Consider the following 19,397-nt stretch of genomic DNA (forward strand, 5'->3'; position numbering starts at 1 on the left):
AATTGATGGTGGTAAATAGACAAACATAACATTAATATTCTTATTTAGCTCTCATAATGTAGTAATAGGATATTACGTTAATTTTTAGAATATTTTAAATACTCGTCAATGCCCAAACTACTTAGTATATGTGTATCTTTGGTGCTCTACCAAGTATCTTCAGCGATTCTTGAGCTGCCACAAGCCTGGCCACGGGTACTCTGTACGGTGATGCGCTGAAGTAGTTGAGTCCCCTACCGACTACCTTGGCCAATATCTTTATTGAGTCTGGGTCACCACCATGCTCGCCGCATATGCCGATCTCTATATTGGGCTTCACCGACCTAGCAGCGTCTATGGCTAGCTTCATGAGTTTCGCCACGCCATCCTCGTCAATGGTTACGAATGGGTCATAGGGCAGAATACCGAGTTCGAGGTACTTACTCATGAACTTATTCTCCACATCATCCCTACTAAAGCTGAACACGGCCTGAGTTAGGTCGTTTGTTCCAAAGCTCATGAAGTCCACGATCTTAGCTATCCTATCTGCTGTTAGGCATGACCTGACGGTTTCCATCATCGTGCCAATCTTGAAGTCAATCCTATCACCGTAAGCTTAAACACCTCCTCCGCCGTGGGCTTAACCACGTTGTTTATTATTATCTCGAGCTCCCTAACCTCGGCCACCTGCGGTATCATTATCTGAAGCTCAATATGCTTACCCTTCCTCTTCAGCTCAAGGGCTGCTGATAGTATTGCCTTCACCTGAGCCGCGTATATCTCTGGGTATGTTACGCCGACCCTAACGCCTCTATGGCCCATCATTGGGTTCGCCTCCATCAAGGCCTTAACCCTGGCCAACAACCTCTCCTTCTCAGGGTCTGGCTTACCCAATGCCCTGGCCCTAGTAACCTCGGTAACCAACTCCTCGAAGTTTGGTAGAAACTCATGCAGCGGCGGATCGAAGAGCCTAACGGTTACTGGGTATCCCTCCATTATCTCGAATATCTCGAGGAAGTCCCTCTTCATCATCTCCGCCAATTGGTCAAGCAACTCCTTCCTCTCGCTTGGGTTGTCCGAGAGTATTACCTTCCTGAACAAGTCAAGCCTGCCAGGTGCCCTAAACATCCTCTCGGTCCTTAGCAATCCAATGCCCTTGGCGCCAAACCTCCTGGCTATTGTGGCATCATCAGGCGTGTCCGCGTTAGCCCTAACCTCAAAGACCGATACTGAGTCAGCCATGTCGAGGAACTCGAAGAACTCAGGCGGTAACTTAGGCTCTATCGTTGGTACCTTACCAACGTAGACATTGCCCGTGAACCCATCAATCGTTATCCAATCACCCTCCTTAATAACGACATCACCAACCCTGGCAGTCCTAGTGTTATAATCTATCTGCAGAGCCTCAGCACCAACAACTGCGGGCCTACCGATTGCCCTAGCCACAACGGCCGCGTGGCTAGTTGCGCCACCCCTACTCGTTAATACGCCCACTGATGCGTAGAAACCGTGAACGTCATCGGGCTTTGTTTCCTCCCTAACCAGGATAACCTGCTTACCAGCCTTTGACCACTCCACGGCTCTGTCTGGGTCGAACACTGCCTGACCGCTGACTGCACCTGGCGATGCTGGTATGCCCTTAGTCAGTGGCTTACCTGCCTTCGCCTCATCAATCCTCGGGTAGAGCATTTGCAATATGTACTCGGGCTTAACACCCATTATTGCCTCCTCCTTCGTTATCAAGCCCTCCTTGTACATGTCAACCCTCGTCTTAAGCACGGCAAGCGGATTCATCTTCGCATTCCTGGTCTGCAGGAACCATAGCTTTCCCTTCTCGATAGTGAACTCCACGTCCTGAACCTCCTTCTTAGTCCTCTCGATTAGCTTAACGCCATTGTACAACTGCTCATAGACCTCGGGCATCTCCTCCTTAAGCTTCTCAATGGGCTTTGGCGTCCTTATACCAGCCACCACATCCTCACCCTGGGCATACGGTAGATACTCGCCATAGAGCTTATTCTCACCCGTGGCTGGGTCCCTCGAGAAGACCACACCAGTGGCCGACCTCCAGTCCGCGTTTCCGAAGACCATGGTCACGATTGCCGTTGCCGTGCAATCAGCTATGTCTGGCGTTATCTTATTTGCCTCCCTATAGAACCTGGCCCTCGGTGAGTTCCACGACTTAAACACAGCCTCTATCGAGAGTCTCAACTGCTCCCATGGATCATCAAACACCTTGCCGAACCTCTTAATGTATATTTGCTTGTAAATCTCCACGAGCTCCTTAAGCCCTTCGAGTGGTATCTCCGGGTCCTCCTTAACACCGTACTTCCGCTTAATCTCCTCAAGGGGCTTGTTGAACTCCTCCTCGGGTATCCCAAGGACTATCCTACCAAACATTGCCAGGAACCTCCTATAAGCGTCGTAAGCCCCATGCTCATTATTAATCCTCTTGGCGAGCCCATGGACAGTCCTATCATTAAGGCCCACGTTTAGGACTGTATCCATCATGCCAGGCATTGAAACGGCAGCACCAGACCTTACACTGACGAGTAATGGATTATCAGGATCGCCTAGTTTATACCCTGTCTTATCCTCAAGGTACTTAATACCCCTGGCAACCTCATCCATCAAACCCTCGGGCAGTTTCTCGCCTTTGTCATAATACTCCCTACAGGCCTTAGTAGTTATTATAATGCCGGGAGGAACCGGTAGGCCAAGCCTGGTCATTAGGACGAGACTAGACGCCTTACCACCTATGAGTTTAACATCATCAGGATCCGCCTCTTCAAAGGTTAGCACGTACTTACCAAGAGAACCCATCATAATTTTATTGATCTCTAGCTTTTATAAATTTTATTATATCGATCATTATTAATACTTTTTCTATTGATTAATCATTAACAATAATTATAAATACTGAACAATAAATTCGGGAAATCTCCCTAGGCAATAATGGCTATGAAAATAATTTATATGTAAATTTAATAATTGATAGAAGGTATATTTTTATGGCATGTTTTAAGTTAGGATTTCTTAATCACACTATTAGTATTGAGATTAGGTGCATTATTAATGAAAATGCCGCCGGGTTTATCAGACTGACCATGGCTATTACTGGTGCGAAGACTATGGAGACTGTGTTTACGACCTTAATCAGCGGGTTTAGTGAGGGCCCTGTGGTGTCCTTGAATGGTCGCCAACAACGTCGCCAACCACGGCATTCTTATGCGGCTCACTCTTCTTACCAAACCTCTGCCCATTAACCTCGATACCCTCGATCTCTATGTACTTCTTCGCATTATCCCAGGCACCGCCTGCGTTAGCCATTAGTAACGCCCTTGGGAAGCCCGCGAGTATTACGCCGAATATTGTGCCGACCAATCCAATCCAGCCCAGGGCTAGCCCAACGATTATTGGCACTATGACGCTGATAGGCCGGGCACTAGGAAGTTCCTTAGGGCGTGCCTCGTCACTATGTCGATGGCCCTGTTGTAGTCAGGCTTCTCTAACCCCTCCAGTATTTTCTTCGTCCTGAACTGTCTCCTAATTTCCTCAACAAGTTCACCAGCTGCCCTACCCACCGAGGCTAGGGTCTGGCTTGAGAAGAAGTAAACGAGGGCCACACCGATTAGGGCTCCGATTATTATCCTTGGGTCAATAACCATGAGTTCACTAAAGGCTTGGGTTAGCGGGATTCCCATCCTCTCCACGACCTCGTATATGAAGCCGATGAACAGTATTAAAGCCGCCAACCCTGCACTGGCTATTGCGTAGCCCTTGGTCGTGGCCTTGAAGGTATTGCCAATTGCGTCCAGTGGGTCCGTGACATCCCTCACCTCCTCCATGCCCGTCATCTCCACGAGGCCATTAGCGTTGTCACTGACTGGCCCGTAGGAGTCCAGGGAAATGACTATGCCGGCCAGGCTCAGTAGTCCCACCGAGGCCACTGCCGTGCCGAATATGCCACCCTCAATGCCGTAGGGTGGTATGAACATTGAGCCAAGCACGTATGAGATGCCCAGCGCTGCGACAACCATGAATATTGTTGGTATTGCGCTTAGTAAGCCGTATGAGTATCCAGCCACTATGACGTTTGATGCCGATAATACGGCTTGGCGGGCGATATTCCTAACCGGTGGGAATGTGTAGTGGGTGAAGTACTCCGTGGCGAATAGCACGACTATTGCCGTTATCATGCCCAGTAGGTCAGCCACGAATATGGCCACGGCCTCCATCAGTGGGAATGTTATGAATGAGTATATGGCTACGAGGATGGCAGCCACTATTATCGTGGTGTACAAGGCCAGGTTTAGCTTGCCCATGGCCGCCGCAGCCAAGTCCTTACCCCTCACCTCACCCCTAACCACTTGGACACCCACTAGTGTTCCGATGAGTGTTAACGTGGCTAGCATAATAGATAGCCTGACAAGACTTGGGGCTAGTTTGAATACTGCGGCGAGTAATAATGCGCCTGCGAGTACGACGACGAAACTCTCATACACATCGCTAGCCATGCCCGCACAATCACCCACGTTGTCGCCCACGTTATCAGCAATGACGCCTGGGTTTCTCGGGTCATCTTCTGGTATGCCAGCCTCGACCTTACCAACTATGTCGGCGCCCCAGTCGGCCGCCTTCGTGTATATGCCTCCAGCTACCCTTATGAACAGCGATATTAGGCTCGCGCCAAATGCCACAGGCGCCAGCGCCTCTGCCCACAACGGTGTTGGTAGTACTGAGGAGTAGGCCATGTAGAGTATCGTGACGACTAGCAGGGCTATGCTTGCCAGCGATAATCCCATCACGGTACCTGCCTTAAACGACGTACTCAAGCTGGTCCCATGCCGTACTTACCCATCCAAGCCGTCTTAGCCGCGCTTCTGGTGGTTACGTACATGCCTATGTAACCAGCCGCAGCACTACCGATGGCGCCTAGGGCGAAGGATAGGGCGGCAAGCCCAGCCATTAAGCCACTGTGGAATATAACATAGTAAGCATACCATATCAGTATGGTCAGCACAACACCGGTTGGTAGTATGGTCTTGTACTCCCTCATTAGGAATGTCTTACCTCCCTCTGCAATCAGCATGTTTATCTCCGTCAACTCCTTCTTACCTGGCTGTATCCTAAGTACTGACGATGCGTTATACCAGCTAGGGCCAGCCCCACAATTGGTATTACTATCGCCAGTAGTAATTCTAGGGGCAGCATCGTTAGTAGGCGTGCTTACGGATTAATAAACATTATTACTCATTTACCAGTACTTACCCATTTAAATAATTACACCCTGGTCAATGCTATGTGCTAATTTCGGACATATGGCGCATTTTTAAGTAAGAAATATTAATTCTTTTTCTCAAATAGTAATTGTGTCTCGGAGCTTAAGTATTCAGCAAGCCGTTAGGATAATTATTGAGGAGAATCCGCTCTACGTCACGTTACTGTCGAGCGGCTTAGTTAATTTATCGGCACTTGCGAGGAGTATTAAGCCCCTGGTCGACTCAATGGTCGGTAAGGACACTAAGGTATTTACGATAGTCAAGGCTTTGGAGAGAATGTCTATGAATTATAAGTTGGTTAATGAGTACCCGGACATTGTTAAGGCGTTGAGTATGGCGGAGATAATTACGTATAGTGGGATGGGGGAGGTCGAGATATTATTGACGGAGGAGAACATGGATAAGGTGGCAAAACTTAGGGACTTGCTGGCGGCGGCTAAGGTTCAATTCATAATACTCAATGATGGTAATAAAATGCACGTTATAGCGCCCCTAATGTATTTAGCAAACGTCTGTACGCAGACTAAGATTGAGGAGTATGGCATGGTTAGGATTATGTTCGCTGAGAAGGCGCCGGTTGGTATTGTGACTTTCCTAGTGCAGGTTATGAAGTCTAATCAAATAACTGCTAAGCATGTGCTTAGGTATGACAATGACATTTACATAGTCGTTGAGAGGGAGAAGACGCCGCTTCTCCTGAACATCATAGAGAGGTTGAGAACCATGGCTGCACTACAGTCAACACAGCAGTAGGTAGTAGAAGTGTTTAGGGTTTTAAACGATTCTTACTTAAAACTACTAAGGTTCTTATGATGACTCTACGGGTACTGAGCAAATGATGTGAGCGGCCTCTGCTGATACTGCGTAAGGAAAACAATTAATTAATGCCCACTATTTCCCTTGTCCGTGCTGAGTAGTAGGATTAACAAGCTCATTAATGAGTTGGGTAGGCTTTCTGTGGATTTGGCGGTTATAGTCCCTGGACCCAACTTTAGGTACCTAGTTGGTTCCTATATCGAGACTTTTGAGAGGTTTGGCGCGTTAATTATTTGCATGAATAATGGTGCATACGCCTTGATACTGCCGAGACTTGATGAAGGTAAGGCCAGAGCCACTGGCCTGCCATACATCGTCTATGGCGATGAAGAGGGTCCATTAGGCGCAATTAGGGCATTCGTTACTAATAACTGCGGCGTCGTGAGGAGGGTGGGCCTTGAGGGTAGGGCTACGCTTAACTACCTATGGACAATGCGTAAGGTAATTGGTGAGTTTAATGATTACCCTGTTGATGATTTATTGATGTCAATGAGGATTAGTAAGGATGATGATGAGCTAAGAAGTATTGAGCGTGCGGTCAGGGCTATTGAGAATGGGATAAGGCTGCCCGTGAGTCCATTAAGCCAGGGATGACAGAGACGGAGATTGCCAAGCTAGTTAGCAGCGCCATTAGTGATGCTGGTGCCGAGCCAAAGGACGTGCTTGTTCAATCCGGCCCCAACTCAGTAATACCCCACTGGATGCCTTCCAGGAGGAGGATTGAGGTTGGGGACGTAATCGTCATCGACGTTACCGCAACATATAACGACTATTACGGTGACTTAACGAGGACATTGGTAATTGGTGATCCACCCAGCGAGTTCTGGCGTGTTTATGACCTTGTTAGGAGGGCCCATGATGAGGCCATAGCTAGCATTAGGGAGGGCGTCACGGGTTCTTACGTTGATTCGATAGCTAGGAGGGTAATTACTGAGGGTGGTTATGGGCAGTACTTCATTCATAGGACGGGTCATGGGATTGGGCTTGAGGTTCATGAGGAGCCATTCATAAGCCAGTCATACGGCAAGCCACTGCCCAGGGGTAGCGCATTCACTATTGAGCCTGGCATTTACCTGCCGGGCAGGTTTGGTGTTAGGCTTGAGAGTAATGTTGTGATTAGGTTAGACGGCCGTGTCGAGGTTCTCGATAACTATTGGCCCGATGTGATTATTAAGGCTTAGTAATGCTTTATTACCTTGCTTCACCGTAATCACTAACGTGATATTATACCTAGTTAGGCATGGTGAGGCCCAATTAAATGCGCTTGGGGTATTGCATTCTAGGAATTACAACGATAACCCACTAACGGATAGGGGAAGGCTGGAAGCCGCAGCGGCCGCGTTACTCCTACGCAGAATGGGTGTTCATGGGCCTGTATTCACATCACCATTACTGCGTGCACGCCAGACAGCCAATTGTATTAATCGTAATTACAGGTTGATGATAGGTTAAGGGAGATTGACATGGGTGAGTGGGAGCTCAAGAAGATAAGTGAGGTTCCATTCGATAATTACAGGAAGGACCCAGTTAAGTATCACCCACCTGGTGGTGAGTCCATGGAGTCCGTGGTTAGTAGGGTCACGGATTTCCTAAACTTCGCTAGGAGCATTAATGAGAAGTCAGTGATAGCGGTGAGTCATTGGCACCCCATTGCGACGATCGTAGCATTAATTACAGGGTTACCACTAAGTAATATTTACAGGTTACGTATTGGTACGGGGTCTATAACAGCCGTTGATCTGAGTAATGAGGATGTGGTATTCCTCAACCTAAGCCCATTGAGGGTGTTAAGGAGTCTTGGCTTTAGTGATGAGGAGATAATAAGTGGGTGCAGTGAGTAGGGTTGGCGGCCATGGGCCTTACCTGCTACGATGTTCATTGGAGGCTTGTTGAGTTGAACGTAGACCACGCATGTGGGTTAGCGAGCCTGTTGAGGGTTATTGGTGGGAGGTTGGGTGTTTTTAATGTTCCGGAGGTTGTCGATGTGATGGTTTATGGGAATTATGAAATGGTTAAGCAGGCCCTAGGTGGCTCCGTGGTTATTGAGAGGTCCCTTGTTCCTGGAATCTCCTCACGTGCAATCCTCATAGGGAGTGTGCCTTACGCGTCCATTGAGGACCTCGTAGTGTCGACCATAGTTAATGCGGATATTCCATGGTATGTAGGCATTATTAGGGAGTTAATGGCTAACGTCAACGTGAGGAATAGCCTTAGGTGGGAGTGGATAAATGAGGTACTTAGTAGGTTTGGTGTTAAGGAGCTGTTTAACAGGGTCATTTCGCAGTAGGTTCATAGACACATGCTGGGTCTGAGCCAAGTGGGTCGCCAAGCTCTGTGTATGCCCTGGCCCTTGAACCACCGCATATGCTCCTAAACTCACACACGCCGCACTTCCCATGGAACTCGGCAGCCCTTATCGTCCTTAGCACTGGGTGTTCCCTATATACCTTCACTATGTTGTCCTTCCTAACGTTACCGAGGGTAAGGGGTAGGAATCCGCTTGGGTATATCCAGCCATCGCTTGAGACGAATATTATGCCGTAGCCATCCCTAGTCGGTGTGAAGCTGGGCTTTTTGGCATTGCTTGGTGGCTCACCCATTAACTCCCTGAGTCTAGCCGTTAATTCCTGGTAAAGCTTACCGCCGACGTACTTAACACCCGCACCTCTCTGCATAATGACCCTTCTAAAGAATGGTGCTTCCACAGTCCTTATGGGTAAACCATACAGTGATGCGTCGTATAGGAATTGAACAACATCCTCAGTCTCCCAGGGATCTAATGGCTCAAGCTCCATACCCCTGCCCACGCGTATTAGGAAGAAGACCTCCCACGCATTGGCGCCGCTGTCCTTAACAATCTTAAATACCTGGGGCAGCTCATGGACGTTTAACTTCATCACCGCTGTATTAACCTGGAACTCAATACCATAACTCCTTAACTTATTGAAGACTTCAAGCGTTGTCCTGAAGACGTCAATCCTCTCCAACGCAGTCCTCCTGATGTAGTTATGGGTCTCGGGGTTCGCGCCATCGAGGCTTATTGACACGGAATTAACACGGCCTTTCAATTCCCTTAGTACATCATCGCTAAGCAGCTTCGTTGATACGGCCGGCGATAGGGCAACTGGGATGCCCAGGGACCTTGCGTGGTCAATTAGCTCGAAAATGTCATCCCTAGTCAGTGGGTCACCGCCCGTGAGTATAAGCACTGGGTATGGCTTCCCAAACCCTGTTAAGTCCTCAATGAACCTCTTGGCCTCCTCAGTGCTTAACTCGGTAGGTAATGGCTTAAGCAATGCATTTGCCCTGCAGTGCCTACATGCGAGTGGACACGCCTTCGTGGTTTCGTAGAATACCAATAAGGGCTTCTCCTCAAGGGGCCACCTATGCATTACGTGGGGGCTCAATAGCCTCATTTAATAACTTACCTCCCAGGTGTTATTTTGCAATACATGCTTGGGCAAGATTAAATACTAGTAAGAAGAAACGCCCAATTGGATGATTAACATCACGAATTTAGTGGCAGGTAGCGGCACTGTTAGCCTGTCCATTAAGGGCCATGATTATGTAAGGAGTGATAGGGAGTTCACGGACATTAGCAGGCCGTTAATCTTCTGGAACATCACATACAGATGCAATCTAAAGTGCATTCACTGCTACATAAACGCGATTCAGGGCTTATCTAGGGATGAGTTGACGACCGAGGAAGCCCTTAGAGTTGTTGATGATGCCCACGAATTAAGAACGCCATTGCTCATTATTAGTGGTGGTGAGCCTTTAGTTAGGGAGGATATTACGAAGATTATGAGGAGGGCTTATGATTATGGCATTAAGGTATCCCTGAGCACTAACGGTACGTTAATCACGAGGGATTGGGCGGCTAAGCTTAAGGAGTTGAATGTTCAATACGTGGGGATAAGCATTGACTCACCAATACCCGATGTCCACGACAAGATAAGGGGAGTCCTCGGCGCCTGGGACTTAGCGATTAGGGGCATTAAGAATGTGATGGAGGTGGGCATACCAGTGGGCATTAGGACAACAGTCACAAAGCTAAACATTGACCATGCGCCCGAGGTCGTTGAGCTAGCCCATAAGCTTGGCATTTCCAGGGTAGCCTTCTACCACCTAGTGCCCAGTGGTAGGGGTAGGGGCGTCATCAATTTGCTACCGAGTCCTGACCAGTTGCTTAGGTTCCTGATTAGGTTGATGGATATGGCCAGGAAGTACCCAGACGTGGAGATACTCACTGTTGATAACCCAGCCGACGGTGTTGTTGCGGCGTTATTGGCTAGTAATGATGAGGGTGAGTTCATGAGTAAGTTGAGGCTTGTGAGTAGGATGGGTGCGTGTAGCGCTGGTAGGAAGGTGATGTCGATATACCCAAACGGTGATGTTTACCCATGCCAATTCTTCAATGATAGGCCAATGGGTAATGTAAGGAGGGAGAGGTTGACGGAGATTTGGCTTAGGCCCAAGGTGAATACCGAGCTCGTGATTAGGCTTAGGGAGAGGAATTATGGGGACTCACCATGCATGAGGTGCCCATACCTTAGGTACTGCGGTGGCTGTAGGGTTAGGGCTGAGGTGCTTAATGGTGATGTTTGGTCCATGGACCCAATATGCACCATGAACTCACTACTACGCCTATGGAGACTTGGCGAGGTTGAGTTGAAGCCTGGCAAGCCAGGGTGATGAGGGAGTTTGAGGAGTCCCTAGGCATTAATAATAATGGTGGAGGCGTGAATAGGTAATAATTGTAGTTTTGCCAATAAAGTACATAAACCAGTTATTCAATGGTTATGTGGGTAAATGACTGATTTAATGATTAGGGTCTTGGGCGGTGGAGGCGAGGTTGGTAGGATGGCTATTTTCGTTAAGGACGCCAATTCTGATAGGGGTTTCCTCTTTGATTACGGAGTTAACTTTGACGAGAATGATAGGCCCGTAATGCCTGGTCACGTGAGGCCTAGGGACATTGCAGCTGTGTTCCTAAGCCACGCACACCTGGACCACTGCGGCGCATTGCCAAGCCTATACGTGAGCTCCCCGCCACCAGTATACGCCACGCCGCTGACCCTCGAGCTTGCTGACATAATGTTTAAGGATGCCATTAAGCTAAGCGGTTACTACTTGCCCTATGAGGATGAGGAGATCAAGGCCGTGCTTGAGCATGCAATACCCGTGACGTACGGCGAGGACGTCGACGTAACGAGGGACGTTAGGGCATCAATAATAAATGCGGGTCACGTGCCGGGCAGTATGTTGACGCTTCTCGAGATTAATGGTGCGAGGGTGTTATTCACGGGAGACTTCAACCTAGCTCCATCAAACCTACTGCGTGGTGCCGACATTAATAATGTGCCTAGGGATGTGGATGTCGTCATTATGGAGGCACATACGTAGCCAACACGCACCCACCCAGGGAGGAGGTTGAGAGGGAGTTCATTAGGGTCGTTAAGGAGACGGTTGAGAACGGCGGTTCCGTTTTAATTCCCGTGTTAACCATTGGTAGCTCAGGAGATTTTGATAACGCTTTATAAGAATGGGATTGATTACTCAATAATAATTGATGGGCTCGCCAGGGTAGCGAATCAGATAGTGGCTAAGTACCCACATTACCTGGCTAACCCAGAGCTTTACCTTAAGGCTGTGGAGAATAGTCTCGAGGTGACCACGGATTACCAGAGGAAGTCCTTGATGAAGGAGCCCGTGATCATAGTCTCACCGGCTGGCATGCTTAAGGGTGGCGCATCGGTTTATTACCTAAAGAAGCTTGCTAGAGATAGGAGGAACGCCGTAATACTACCCAGCTACCAAGCACCTGACACGCCAGGCTTTGAGTTGTTGACGAGGGGCAGGGCATTCATTGACAAGAGCGAGGTCGTGCTCGAGGCCAAGCTCTACTGGTTTGACTTCAGCTCCCACGCCGGCCGGGCTGAGCTTGAGACATTCATTAATCACTTCAGTCCAGACACTAGGATATTGCTTGTCCACACCGAGGCCATAAAGGCTCTTCAATTCCTCGAGAGGTTGAAGGTTAAGTACGGAATTGAAAACGTCCATGTACCAGTCAATGACGAGACAATGCTAATCCACGTGGGAAGGTAACCCACGCAGTATTATTTACCTGCCTTGTTAACTCTGCGTTGATAAGGTTTAAAGGGTGGTATCATCTCCGCTAATTACGATGTCTCAGATAAAGATTGAGGAGGTGAAGCCAACCTTCGAGAGGGTTGGGATGCATAGCCATATTAAGGGATTGGGCGTTAGGGATGGTAAGGTCCAGTTCTCGGCGGATGGCTTCGTGGGGCAGGTCGAGGCTAGGGAGGCCGCTTACTACGTGGTTAAGATGATTAGGGCGGGTAAGTTCGGTGGTAAGGGTGTCCTAATCGTTGGGCCACCGGGCACTGGTAAAACAGCATTAGCGATAGGTATTGCCAGGGAGCTTGGACCGGACACGCCGTTTGTTCAAATAAGTGCTGCTGAGGTCTATAGTGTGGAGGTTAAGAAGACAGAATTCCTCACGAGGGCTCTTAGGAGTGCCATCGGTGTTAGGATTAGGGAGTGGCGTAGGGTTTATGAGGGCGTGGTTAAGAGTCTCGATATTCAGTACGGTAGGCACCCATACAACCCATATGCCCAAATACCAAGGAGTGCCACAATAACACTGGCCACTAAGGATGAGGAGAAGAGACTCAGAGTCCCGGCGGAGATTGCCGAGCAATTGATTGAGCTTGGTGTTGAGGAGGGCGATGTTATTTGGATTGATGAGGAGACTGGCAGGGTGTTTGTGCAGGGTAAGGGCGAGGGTGGTGAGACCTACGATATTTACGTGAAGAAGAAGATAGAGGTCCCCAAGGGGCCCGTGTATAAGGAGAAGGAGATAACCAGGTTCTTCACGCTCAATGACCTGGACATATACCAGGCTAGGCAGCAGGGCCTGCTCAGCGCCATGATATTCGGCTTCGCAACCGAGGAGCGTGAGATACCCAATGAGGTTAGGAAGGCGGTTGATGAGTTCGTGATGAAGTTAATAAATGATGGGAAGGGCGAGCTCGTGCCTGGTGTGCTGTTCATAGATGATGCCCACATGCTTGATATAGAGACTTGGGCATACCTAAGCAGGGCCATGGAGAGTGAGTTAAGCCCAATAATCATATTGGCAACTAATAGGGTATAACGAAGATTAGGGGCACGGACATAGAGTCACCACACGGCGTACCGCTCGACATGCTTGATAGGCTCATTATAATTAGGACGAAGCCATACACGGCCGATGAGGTTAGGGAGATAATAAAGATTAGGGCTAGGGAGGAGAAGGTCTCGTTGGCTAATGACGCGCTTGAGGAGTTGACTAAGATAGGTACTGAGGAGAGCCTTAGGTACGCAATACAATTGTTGGCACCCGCCCAGTTGAGGGCTCAGGAGATTGGGCGTAAGGAGATTACTAAGGAGGATATTGAGTATGTTAAGAGATTATTCCTAAGCGTTAGGGAGAGTGTTCAGTACGTTAAGGAGTATGAGAATTACTTCCTGCGTTGAGACCTTCTACACTGGGAGAAGTTAAGGTTAAAAAGGCAATAGGATAAAGCCGGTAAGGGGATAACCATGCTTAGTCTTAACGATGTTGTCCAGGCAATATATACCGTGACCCGAGTTGTCACCGTGCCCATCAATGTACATGCAATTGTCTACCTGGCAGGTAGGGATTGGGCAATGTTTGAGAGGGATGGCGCGTACGTTGTTTATAAAACCACAGATACTCAGGGCAACCCCGTGATCACCAGGTTAAGGATTAGGGAGGTAGAGCTACCTGGTGGTACGCATTATTACGAGGTTTATGGCATGGAGATGCAATTCAAGTACATGGGACATGACTTCCTAGCAGTATACCCCGTGGATGGTAGCGGTATTAGTAAGGCTAAGGTTGATGATAAGTACCTACTTGACATAGGCACCAAGATTGGTGGTGGCGAACCATGCATAGCCGCATTAAGGATTGGGCAGGTACCCGCGATATGTAAGCAAATTGGTAAGTTCTACCTAGTTATTGCGAGGATGTGATCAGCAGCGGCGCGCCGGCATCACGGTTCTGCTGGGTTCATTATCATCACGTATAAATCACTAAGGAATTGGTTTATATATAACTCTTTAGTCGCATTTATGTCTCGGGGAAATGTCTCGATTTATAAAGGATTTCTGGAGTAGGATACTATCGCCGCTATACGTTGGGGAGAAGGAATTCCTAGGTAGGCTAGCTACTCACGTCGAACTTAGTCAGAGGGCGTTATCAATACTTGAGGAAATGGTGCTAAGCGCCGTCGAGAATAACAGCATCAGTAAGACCAAGGTTTCTGAGGGTATGAGGGAGATAGCGGCGCTTGAGCGTGAGGGTGATGAAATTGTTAGGCAGGTAAATGACTCAGTACTTAAGGGTGCGGTCCCAATAACCACGGCATCGATAATGGACGCAATACTCAATAAATCAGACGATATATTAGACGGGATCCACGTACTATCGAGGGAACTGAGGCGTACGTACTACCTATGTAATACCGAGCCTGTTAGGAAATTCCTCAGCGAGGAATTCCTGGAGATGCTTAGGATTGGTAAGGAGGCGCTGAAGGTGCTCCTTGACATACTGAATAGTCTCGATAAGAGGAGCTTTGCTGACATTAGGGTTATGGTTATGGGGATACAGAAGCTTGAGGAGGAGGTCGATGATATAAAGGACTCAGCCCTGGATAAATTATACGCAAGCGCCAAGGAGTTAACCTACGTGGAGTTCATGAGCGTGATGAGCCTAATATTCGGGATTGACGACGTGCTCGACTCAATAAAGGATATAGCCTATATGCTACTAACACTAGTTAGCACGTATGGTGCCTAATGAGGAGATTAATGTTAAGGCGGTACTGTTTGATTATGATGATACAATAATGGACGTTAGCGAGGCAAGAAGTTACGCCAAGCAGGTTATCGCCCGTGAATTATCACTAACTACTAACCTTGACCAAGAGCACATACTCAGGGTAATTAAGGATGTTGAGACCAGGATGGAGTCCATTGGTCAATTTGATAGGAGGGTTTGGTTTATGAAAGTGGCTAATATATTGGGTACTAACCTAGATAACGATTACATCAACGAACTTGTTAGGGTTTATTGGAGTTCCTGGCGCTTAAAGAGTAGGTTATTTCCTGACGTAATGTCTACTTTAAGTAGGTTGAGAAGGTGTGGGTTTAGGCTTGGTATAGTGACGAATACGGATGGTGAACCAGGGCTTAAGAGGGATAGAATACGTAGGGATGGTGTTGAGGGTTTATTTGATTTAATAGTGGTTGCGGGTGATGACACAACACATGTTAAGCCGCATCCTGAACCATTCATTAGGGCTTTACAAATCCTCGATATGAGTGGGGACGAGGTTGTCTATATTGGTGATAGGGTTAGTACTGACGTACCTGGTGCAAAGGCTGCAGGCATGTATGTGGGGATTATTGATAGAAGTGGTGCCGTGAGTTTCGGGATTTATGGACAGGGTGTTTCAAGCCCTGACTTTGTGTTTCATTCACTGCCTGAGCTTTTGCAATTACTTGGGTGTGCGTAGGTAATGCATATTAATGGATGTTAATATTGGAGTAATAATGAGTAGTGGAATTGAAGGGAATAGCGTTAACTTCGATGATATGCCTTTGAGGAAGCCTGGGAGGTATTTCTGGCTTGCGTGGTTCACGGCATCCATGTGAGCAATTCGTGGACGCCTACGACACGTTAATCATAGGTGCAGCCCTACTCTATCTAGTACCACAATGGAAGTTGACGCCCGTCGAGACCGGGTTATTAGCCGCATCAGCCTTCATAGGTGTTGCCCTTGGCGCCGTTATATTTGGGCCGATTGCCAATAGGGTGGGTAGGCGACTGCTTTTACATATATGACTTGATCTTCTTCGTGGTCTTTGGCGCCTTATCTGCTTCATAACAAACTTCTGGGAATTACTCATTGTTTGACTCTTACTCGGTATAGGTGTTGGCGGTGACTACTCACTATCACCAACCATGGTTGCTGAGTACGCACCAGCAAGGCGCAGGGGCTTTGCACTTGCCTCAATGAATAGCTTCTGGGGCGTTGGGTCAGTCGTTGGGTTCCTAATTGCGTATGGAATAGCCGTTACCTAGGGAAACACAAATCCAGACTTCGCATGGAGATTCATGCTAGGTAGTGAGGCCATCTGGGCTTGGTGGTTATTTTGCTTAGGATGGGTATTCTTGAATCACCAAGGTGGGCTGTGCTCCAGGAGCAACTTGGCAGGAGGGTTAAGGAGAGGACTACTGATGTGACTAGGAAGATGACCAGTGGCAGAGAGACAACATTCGATGCAGGCATTGCGAAGAAGCCGTCAATTAAGGACTTATTCACCGACAAGATGTGGACAACCACCATATTCCTATGGGTTTGGTGGCTCGTGGTCGACATAGCCTTTTACGCTCAAACATGTACACGCCATACATAACTAAGGGTCTCGGTCTAACAACGCCGTAACTATTCTTCCTAGTCTCAGCCCTATACTGGGCAAGCCCTACTTGGTTATTACACTACGGCAGTCACCTACGACGAGGTGTGTATATTATCATGATCATAGCTACAGGTATGAAAATAAAAATATAGAAATAAAAATAAAAATAATTATTACATGATATGCCTTCAATATATTCATCGCTTTTATTCAATAAGTATCTTCGTTAGCTTATCCTTCAACTTATCTATCTCAAGTAGTATCAATCCGAGGTTTGGATCTTGCTTTGCTATTGCCGTCAGTATCAAATCCTTACTTATCGGTGCAATTAATAATGTATTCTTTGAGTACTGCGCAATATTTATTACAGGTTCACCCAGGCCTAGTTCAGCACCAAGCCTATCCATGGTGCTTCTGGCTATGGCAACCATGGCGCTCACAACCTTGGCATTAAACTCACCACTTACCCTGAAGGCTACTGGTAAACCATCACGCCTAACCACGAGGGCACCTACTATGTCTGGAAATACTCTGCCCATGAACTCCTCCAAGGCATCCACAACCTCCTTACCTACACTGGACTCCATTAATCGAAACTGCTCTTTCTTTCTTTAAAAACCTTTCTATTTATTATAAAATTGAAGAGATTGAAACCTTAAAAATAAGAACCACAAAGCCTGTGCGTGCCAATTAAGGAACACCTAGACATAGTGCTTGGTAATTCGGTGTACCTAGACGATATAAAACTTGAAAACATGGTTCACCTGTACGTGATTAGATCACCATACGCAAGGGCCAGGATATTGAGAATCGAAGAGCCGGGTAATAAGGCGCTGCTCCTCCTCACGGCTAAGTCAATAGGCAATTTGCTAATGCCCGCGGTCGCCACACCCAATGCCAGGATAGTTAGGATGCCGGTGCTACCAAGCAATACCGTGAACTTCGTTGGGCAGCCCGTAGCGGCTGTTGTCACGGAATCCAGGTACTCACTTGAGGATATATCCGATGAGGTTTCGATTGAGTATGAGCCATTAAGGCCTGTGATTACGATTGATGATGCATTGAAGAATGAGGAGGTGATACACCCAGAGATTGGTACAAACATATCCCTAGACGTTACGCTTGAGGGTGGTGACACCAGCGTGTTTAAGGATGCCAATGTGGTTATTGAGAGGGAAATTGAGCAGGCCAGGTTAGTGGCTAACCCAATGGAGCCCAAGGGATGCATTGCCTATTATAATGATGACAAACTCCTCGTTTACGCATCGACACAATCAACATTTAGGGTTAGGGCAGACCTGGCCGAGGTTCTTGGGTTCCCAATTGATAAGATTGTTGTTAAGGCGCCAAAGAATGTTGGTGGCGCCTTCGGCAATAAGACCCCTGCCTATCCGGAGTACGTGCTTGCTGCGATAGCCTCTATGAAGTTGAGGAGACCCGTTAAGTGGGTTGAGACTAGGACAGAGCACCTAAACAATGCCACACAGGGTAGAGGCGTTAAGTCGAGGATGAGACTCTACGCCAAGAGAGACGGCACAGTGCTGGGTATTGAGGGTGAAGTCATCGTTAACCTAGGTGCTTATAACTTCACGATAAACGCATCATCACCAATATTCATAGCCAACCTCTCCACTGGGCCATACAGGATGATGGCTGCCAAGGTTAGAGCTGTCGGCGTGTTCACGAACCTGCCACCCTCCGGTCCATACCGCGGTGCTGGTAGGCCCGAGGCTGCGTTGATCCATGAAACCTTGATGGATGATTTGGCTGATGAACTTGGCATGGATCCTGTAGAGGTCAGGAGGAGGAATATAATTAAGGACGGTGAGACCTATAGGACGCCATTGGGTCTCGTTATCGACCCTGCCAATTACCAATCAGTCCTTGAGGATGCCGCGAAGCGGTACTATGAGTTTAGGAGCAAGTACCTGGGTAAGGGCATATCAGTCGTGGTATTCGCCTTATACGTAAGTACGCCTGGTGGTGAGGGTGTTAAGGCCGTTATTGGTAATGGTAAGTTAAGGTTAATCATTGGCTCCAGACCCCAGGGCCATGCTCATGAATCGGCATTTAGGAAGTACGCCTCTGAGGTCTTTGGAACGCCTGAGGAGCTCATCGAGGTTGTGCCTGGTGATACGGAAACGCTTAATTATGGTGTTGGAACATTCGGTAGTAGGAGTGCGACCGTGGTCGCGGCTGCCATTACTGAGCTTGCCGAGAGGGTTGCCTCGAGGTTATCGTCAATGGGCTTATCGTTGATTGATGCCGTGAGGTCTAAGGGCGTGGTTGTTGAGGAGGAGGTTGATTATAAACCAAGCATGGCAATACTTGCACCGGGTGCTCATGTTGCTGTGGTTGATTTTGACCCGGAGACTTTGATGGCCAACGTGATTGATTACTACGCAGTGTATAATGTGGGTAAGCCATTGCTTGAGGAGGAGGTGGAGGCTCAGTTACATGGTGGTGTGCTTCAGGGGATTGCCCAGGTGCTGTGGGAGGGCGCGATTTACAGTGATGATGGAACACCACTACATACAACACTTGCTGATTACGGCTTACCAAGTCCTCCTGACGTAGTATATAAGGTACTAACTAACGGATTAAATACCCCATCTATATTGCCCGGTGGTTTACGTGGTGTTGGTGAGGCAGGAACGACAGGTGCCTTGGCAAGCACCTTTTTAGCTCTTGAGAAGGCGATAAGGGTTAAGACGGGTGTTAAGGTCAGGCTTAGCAGGACGCCGGTAACACCGTCTTACCTATTTCAATTAATCAAAAATGATAAGTAAATTTAAATTTAGT

The 19,397-nt window shown here is 48.0% G+C and carries 18 protein-coding genes and 3 pseudogenes; 17 read left to right on the plus strand and 4 right to left on the minus strand.

All coding sequences use genetic code 11. The annotated features are described in order from the left end of the window. Positions 1-121: 121 nt before the first annotated feature. Positions 122-2,802 (minus strand): annotated as a pseudogene (ppdK, locus tag JCM14467_RS04285) (pyruvate, phosphate dikinase). Between the two features lie 342 nt (positions 2,803-3,144). Continuing rightward, a pseudogene (locus JCM14467_RS04290) lies at positions 3,145-5,086 on the minus strand (sodium-translocating pyrophosphatase). 265 nt (positions 5,087-5,351) lie between these two features. Here JCM14467_RS04290 and JCM14467_RS04295 point away from each other — a divergent pair. The 6 genes from JCM14467_RS04295 (at position 5,352) to JCM14467_RS04310 (ending at position 8,364) form a co-directional block, all read left to right on the plus strand. Beyond that, a complete protein-coding gene (locus tag JCM14467_RS04295; protein WP_054849281.1) occupies positions 5,352-6,014 on the plus strand; it encodes a hypothetical protein in 663 nt (220 codons plus the stop codon). 153 nt (positions 6,015-6,167) lie between these two features. Next, positions 6,168-6,671 carry an aminopeptidase P family N-terminal domain-containing protein gene (locus JCM14467_RS15740; protein WP_252900677.1) on the plus strand — a complete coding sequence of 168 codons (504 nt, stop codon included), beginning with the start codon at positions 6,168-6,170 and terminating at the stop codon, positions 6,669-6,671. Then, positions 6,668-7,258 carry a M24 family metallopeptidase gene (locus JCM14467_RS15745; protein WP_252900678.1) on the plus strand — a complete coding sequence of 197 codons (591 nt, stop codon included), beginning with the start codon at positions 6,668-6,670 and terminating at the stop codon, positions 7,256-7,258. Before JCM14467_RS15740 ends, JCM14467_RS15745 begins: the two co-directional genes overlap by 4 nt. Before the next feature lie 37 nt (positions 7,259-7,295). Further along, entirely contained in the window at positions 7,296-7,529 is a 234-nt protein-coding gene (locus tag JCM14467_RS15750; RefSeq protein ID WP_252900679.1) for a phosphoglycerate mutase family protein, read from the plus strand. A gap of 11 nt (positions 7,530-7,540) precedes the next feature. Further along, positions 7,541-7,918 (plus strand): histidine phosphatase family protein, encoded by a 378-nt coding sequence (locus tag JCM14467_RS15755; protein WP_252900680.1) that lies wholly within the window; start codon positions 7,541-7,543, stop codon positions 7,916-7,918. 11 nt (positions 7,919-7,929) lie between these two features. Continuing rightward, positions 7,930-8,364: a hypothetical protein gene (locus JCM14467_RS04310; RefSeq protein ID WP_054849362.1), complete on the plus strand. Its 435-nt coding sequence runs from the start codon at positions 7,930-7,932 to the stop codon at positions 8,362-8,364. Here JCM14467_RS04310 and JCM14467_RS04315 read toward each other — a convergent pair. After that, a complete protein-coding gene (locus JCM14467_RS04315) occupies positions 8,351-9,493 on the minus strand; it encodes a TIGR04053 family radical SAM/SPASM domain-containing protein (RefSeq protein ID WP_054849282.1) in 1,143 nt (380 codons plus the stop codon). The two genes, JCM14467_RS04310 and JCM14467_RS04315, sit on opposite strands and share 14 nt — an antisense overlap. Positions 9,494-9,575: 82 nt before the next feature. On the opposite strand from JCM14467_RS04315, the gene JCM14467_RS04320 reads away from it, so the two are divergent. The 10 genes and pseudogenes from JCM14467_RS04320 (at position 9,576) to JCM14467_RS04355 (ending at position 16,592) form a co-directional block, all read left to right on the plus strand. After that, positions 9,576-10,772, plus strand: coding sequence for a radical SAM/SPASM domain-containing protein (locus JCM14467_RS04320; protein ID WP_252900681.1), 1,197 nt, complete (start codon positions 9,576-9,578; stop codon positions 10,770-10,772). Positions 10,773-10,901: 129 nt separating this feature from the next. Next, positions 10,902-11,483, plus strand: coding sequence for an MBL fold metallo-hydrolase (locus JCM14467_RS20380; RefSeq protein ID WP_444823179.1), 582 nt, complete (start codon positions 10,902-10,904; stop codon positions 11,481-11,483). Positions 11,484-11,585: 102 nt separating this feature from the next. Then, the gene (locus JCM14467_RS20385) at positions 11,586-12,188 is read left to right on the plus strand and encodes an MBL fold metallo-hydrolase RNA specificity domain-containing protein (protein ID WP_444823180.1); all 603 of its coding nucleotides are present in this window, start codon (positions 11,586-11,588) and stop codon (positions 12,186-12,188) included. Between the two features lie 79 nt (positions 12,189-12,267). Continuing rightward, positions 12,268-13,622: pseudogene (locus JCM14467_RS04330) on the plus strand (RuvB-like helicase). Between the two features lie 66 nt (positions 13,623-13,688). Beyond that, positions 13,689-14,144, plus strand: coding sequence for a hypothetical protein (locus JCM14467_RS04335; RefSeq protein WP_054849283.1), 456 nt, complete (start codon positions 13,689-13,691; stop codon positions 14,142-14,144). A gap of 112 nt (positions 14,145-14,256) precedes the next feature. After that, positions 14,257-14,970, plus strand: a complete 714-nt coding sequence (locus JCM14467_RS04340; protein WP_054849284.1) for a DUF47 domain-containing protein — start codon at positions 14,257-14,259, stop codon at positions 14,968-14,970. After that, a complete protein-coding gene (locus JCM14467_RS04345) occupies positions 14,960-15,688 on the plus strand; it encodes an HAD family hydrolase (RefSeq protein ID WP_054849285.1) in 729 nt (242 codons plus the stop codon). Before JCM14467_RS04340 ends, JCM14467_RS04345 begins: the two co-directional genes overlap by 11 nt. A 146-nt stretch (positions 15,689-15,834) precedes the next feature. Further along, the gene (locus JCM14467_RS04350; RefSeq protein WP_054849286.1) at positions 15,835-16,017 is read left to right on the plus strand and encodes a hypothetical protein; all 183 of its coding nucleotides are present in this window, start codon (positions 15,835-15,837) and stop codon (positions 16,015-16,017) included. Between the two features lie 120 nt (positions 16,018-16,137). After that, positions 16,138-16,257, plus strand: a complete 120-nt coding sequence (locus JCM14467_RS15760) for a hypothetical protein (protein ID WP_252900682.1) — start codon at positions 16,138-16,140, stop codon at positions 16,255-16,257. 62 nt (positions 16,258-16,319) lie between these two features. Further along, entirely contained in the window at positions 16,320-16,592 is a 273-nt protein-coding gene (locus JCM14467_RS04355) for a hypothetical protein (protein WP_252900683.1), read from the plus strand. Between the two features lie 209 nt (positions 16,593-16,801). Here the strand turns inward: JCM14467_RS04355 and JCM14467_RS04360 are convergent, their stop codons facing one another. Next, positions 16,802-17,182, minus strand: a complete 381-nt coding sequence (locus JCM14467_RS04360; protein ID WP_054849288.1) for a roadblock/LC7 domain-containing protein — start codon at positions 17,180-17,182, stop codon at positions 16,802-16,804. Positions 17,183-17,278: 96 nt separating this feature from the next. On the opposite strand from JCM14467_RS04360, the gene JCM14467_RS04365 reads away from it, so the two are divergent. Then, positions 17,279-19,384 (plus strand): xanthine dehydrogenase family protein molybdopterin-binding subunit, encoded by a 2,106-nt coding sequence (locus tag JCM14467_RS04365; RefSeq protein WP_054849289.1) that lies wholly within the window; start codon positions 17,279-17,281, stop codon positions 19,382-19,384. The last annotated feature ends 13 nt before the right edge of the window (positions 19,385-19,397 follow it).

The sequence above is a fragment of the Vulcanisaeta sp. JCM 14467 genome, from assembly GCF_001316245.1.
Lineage (GTDB): Archaea > Thermoproteota > Thermoprotei > Thermoproteales > Thermocladiaceae > Vulcanisaeta.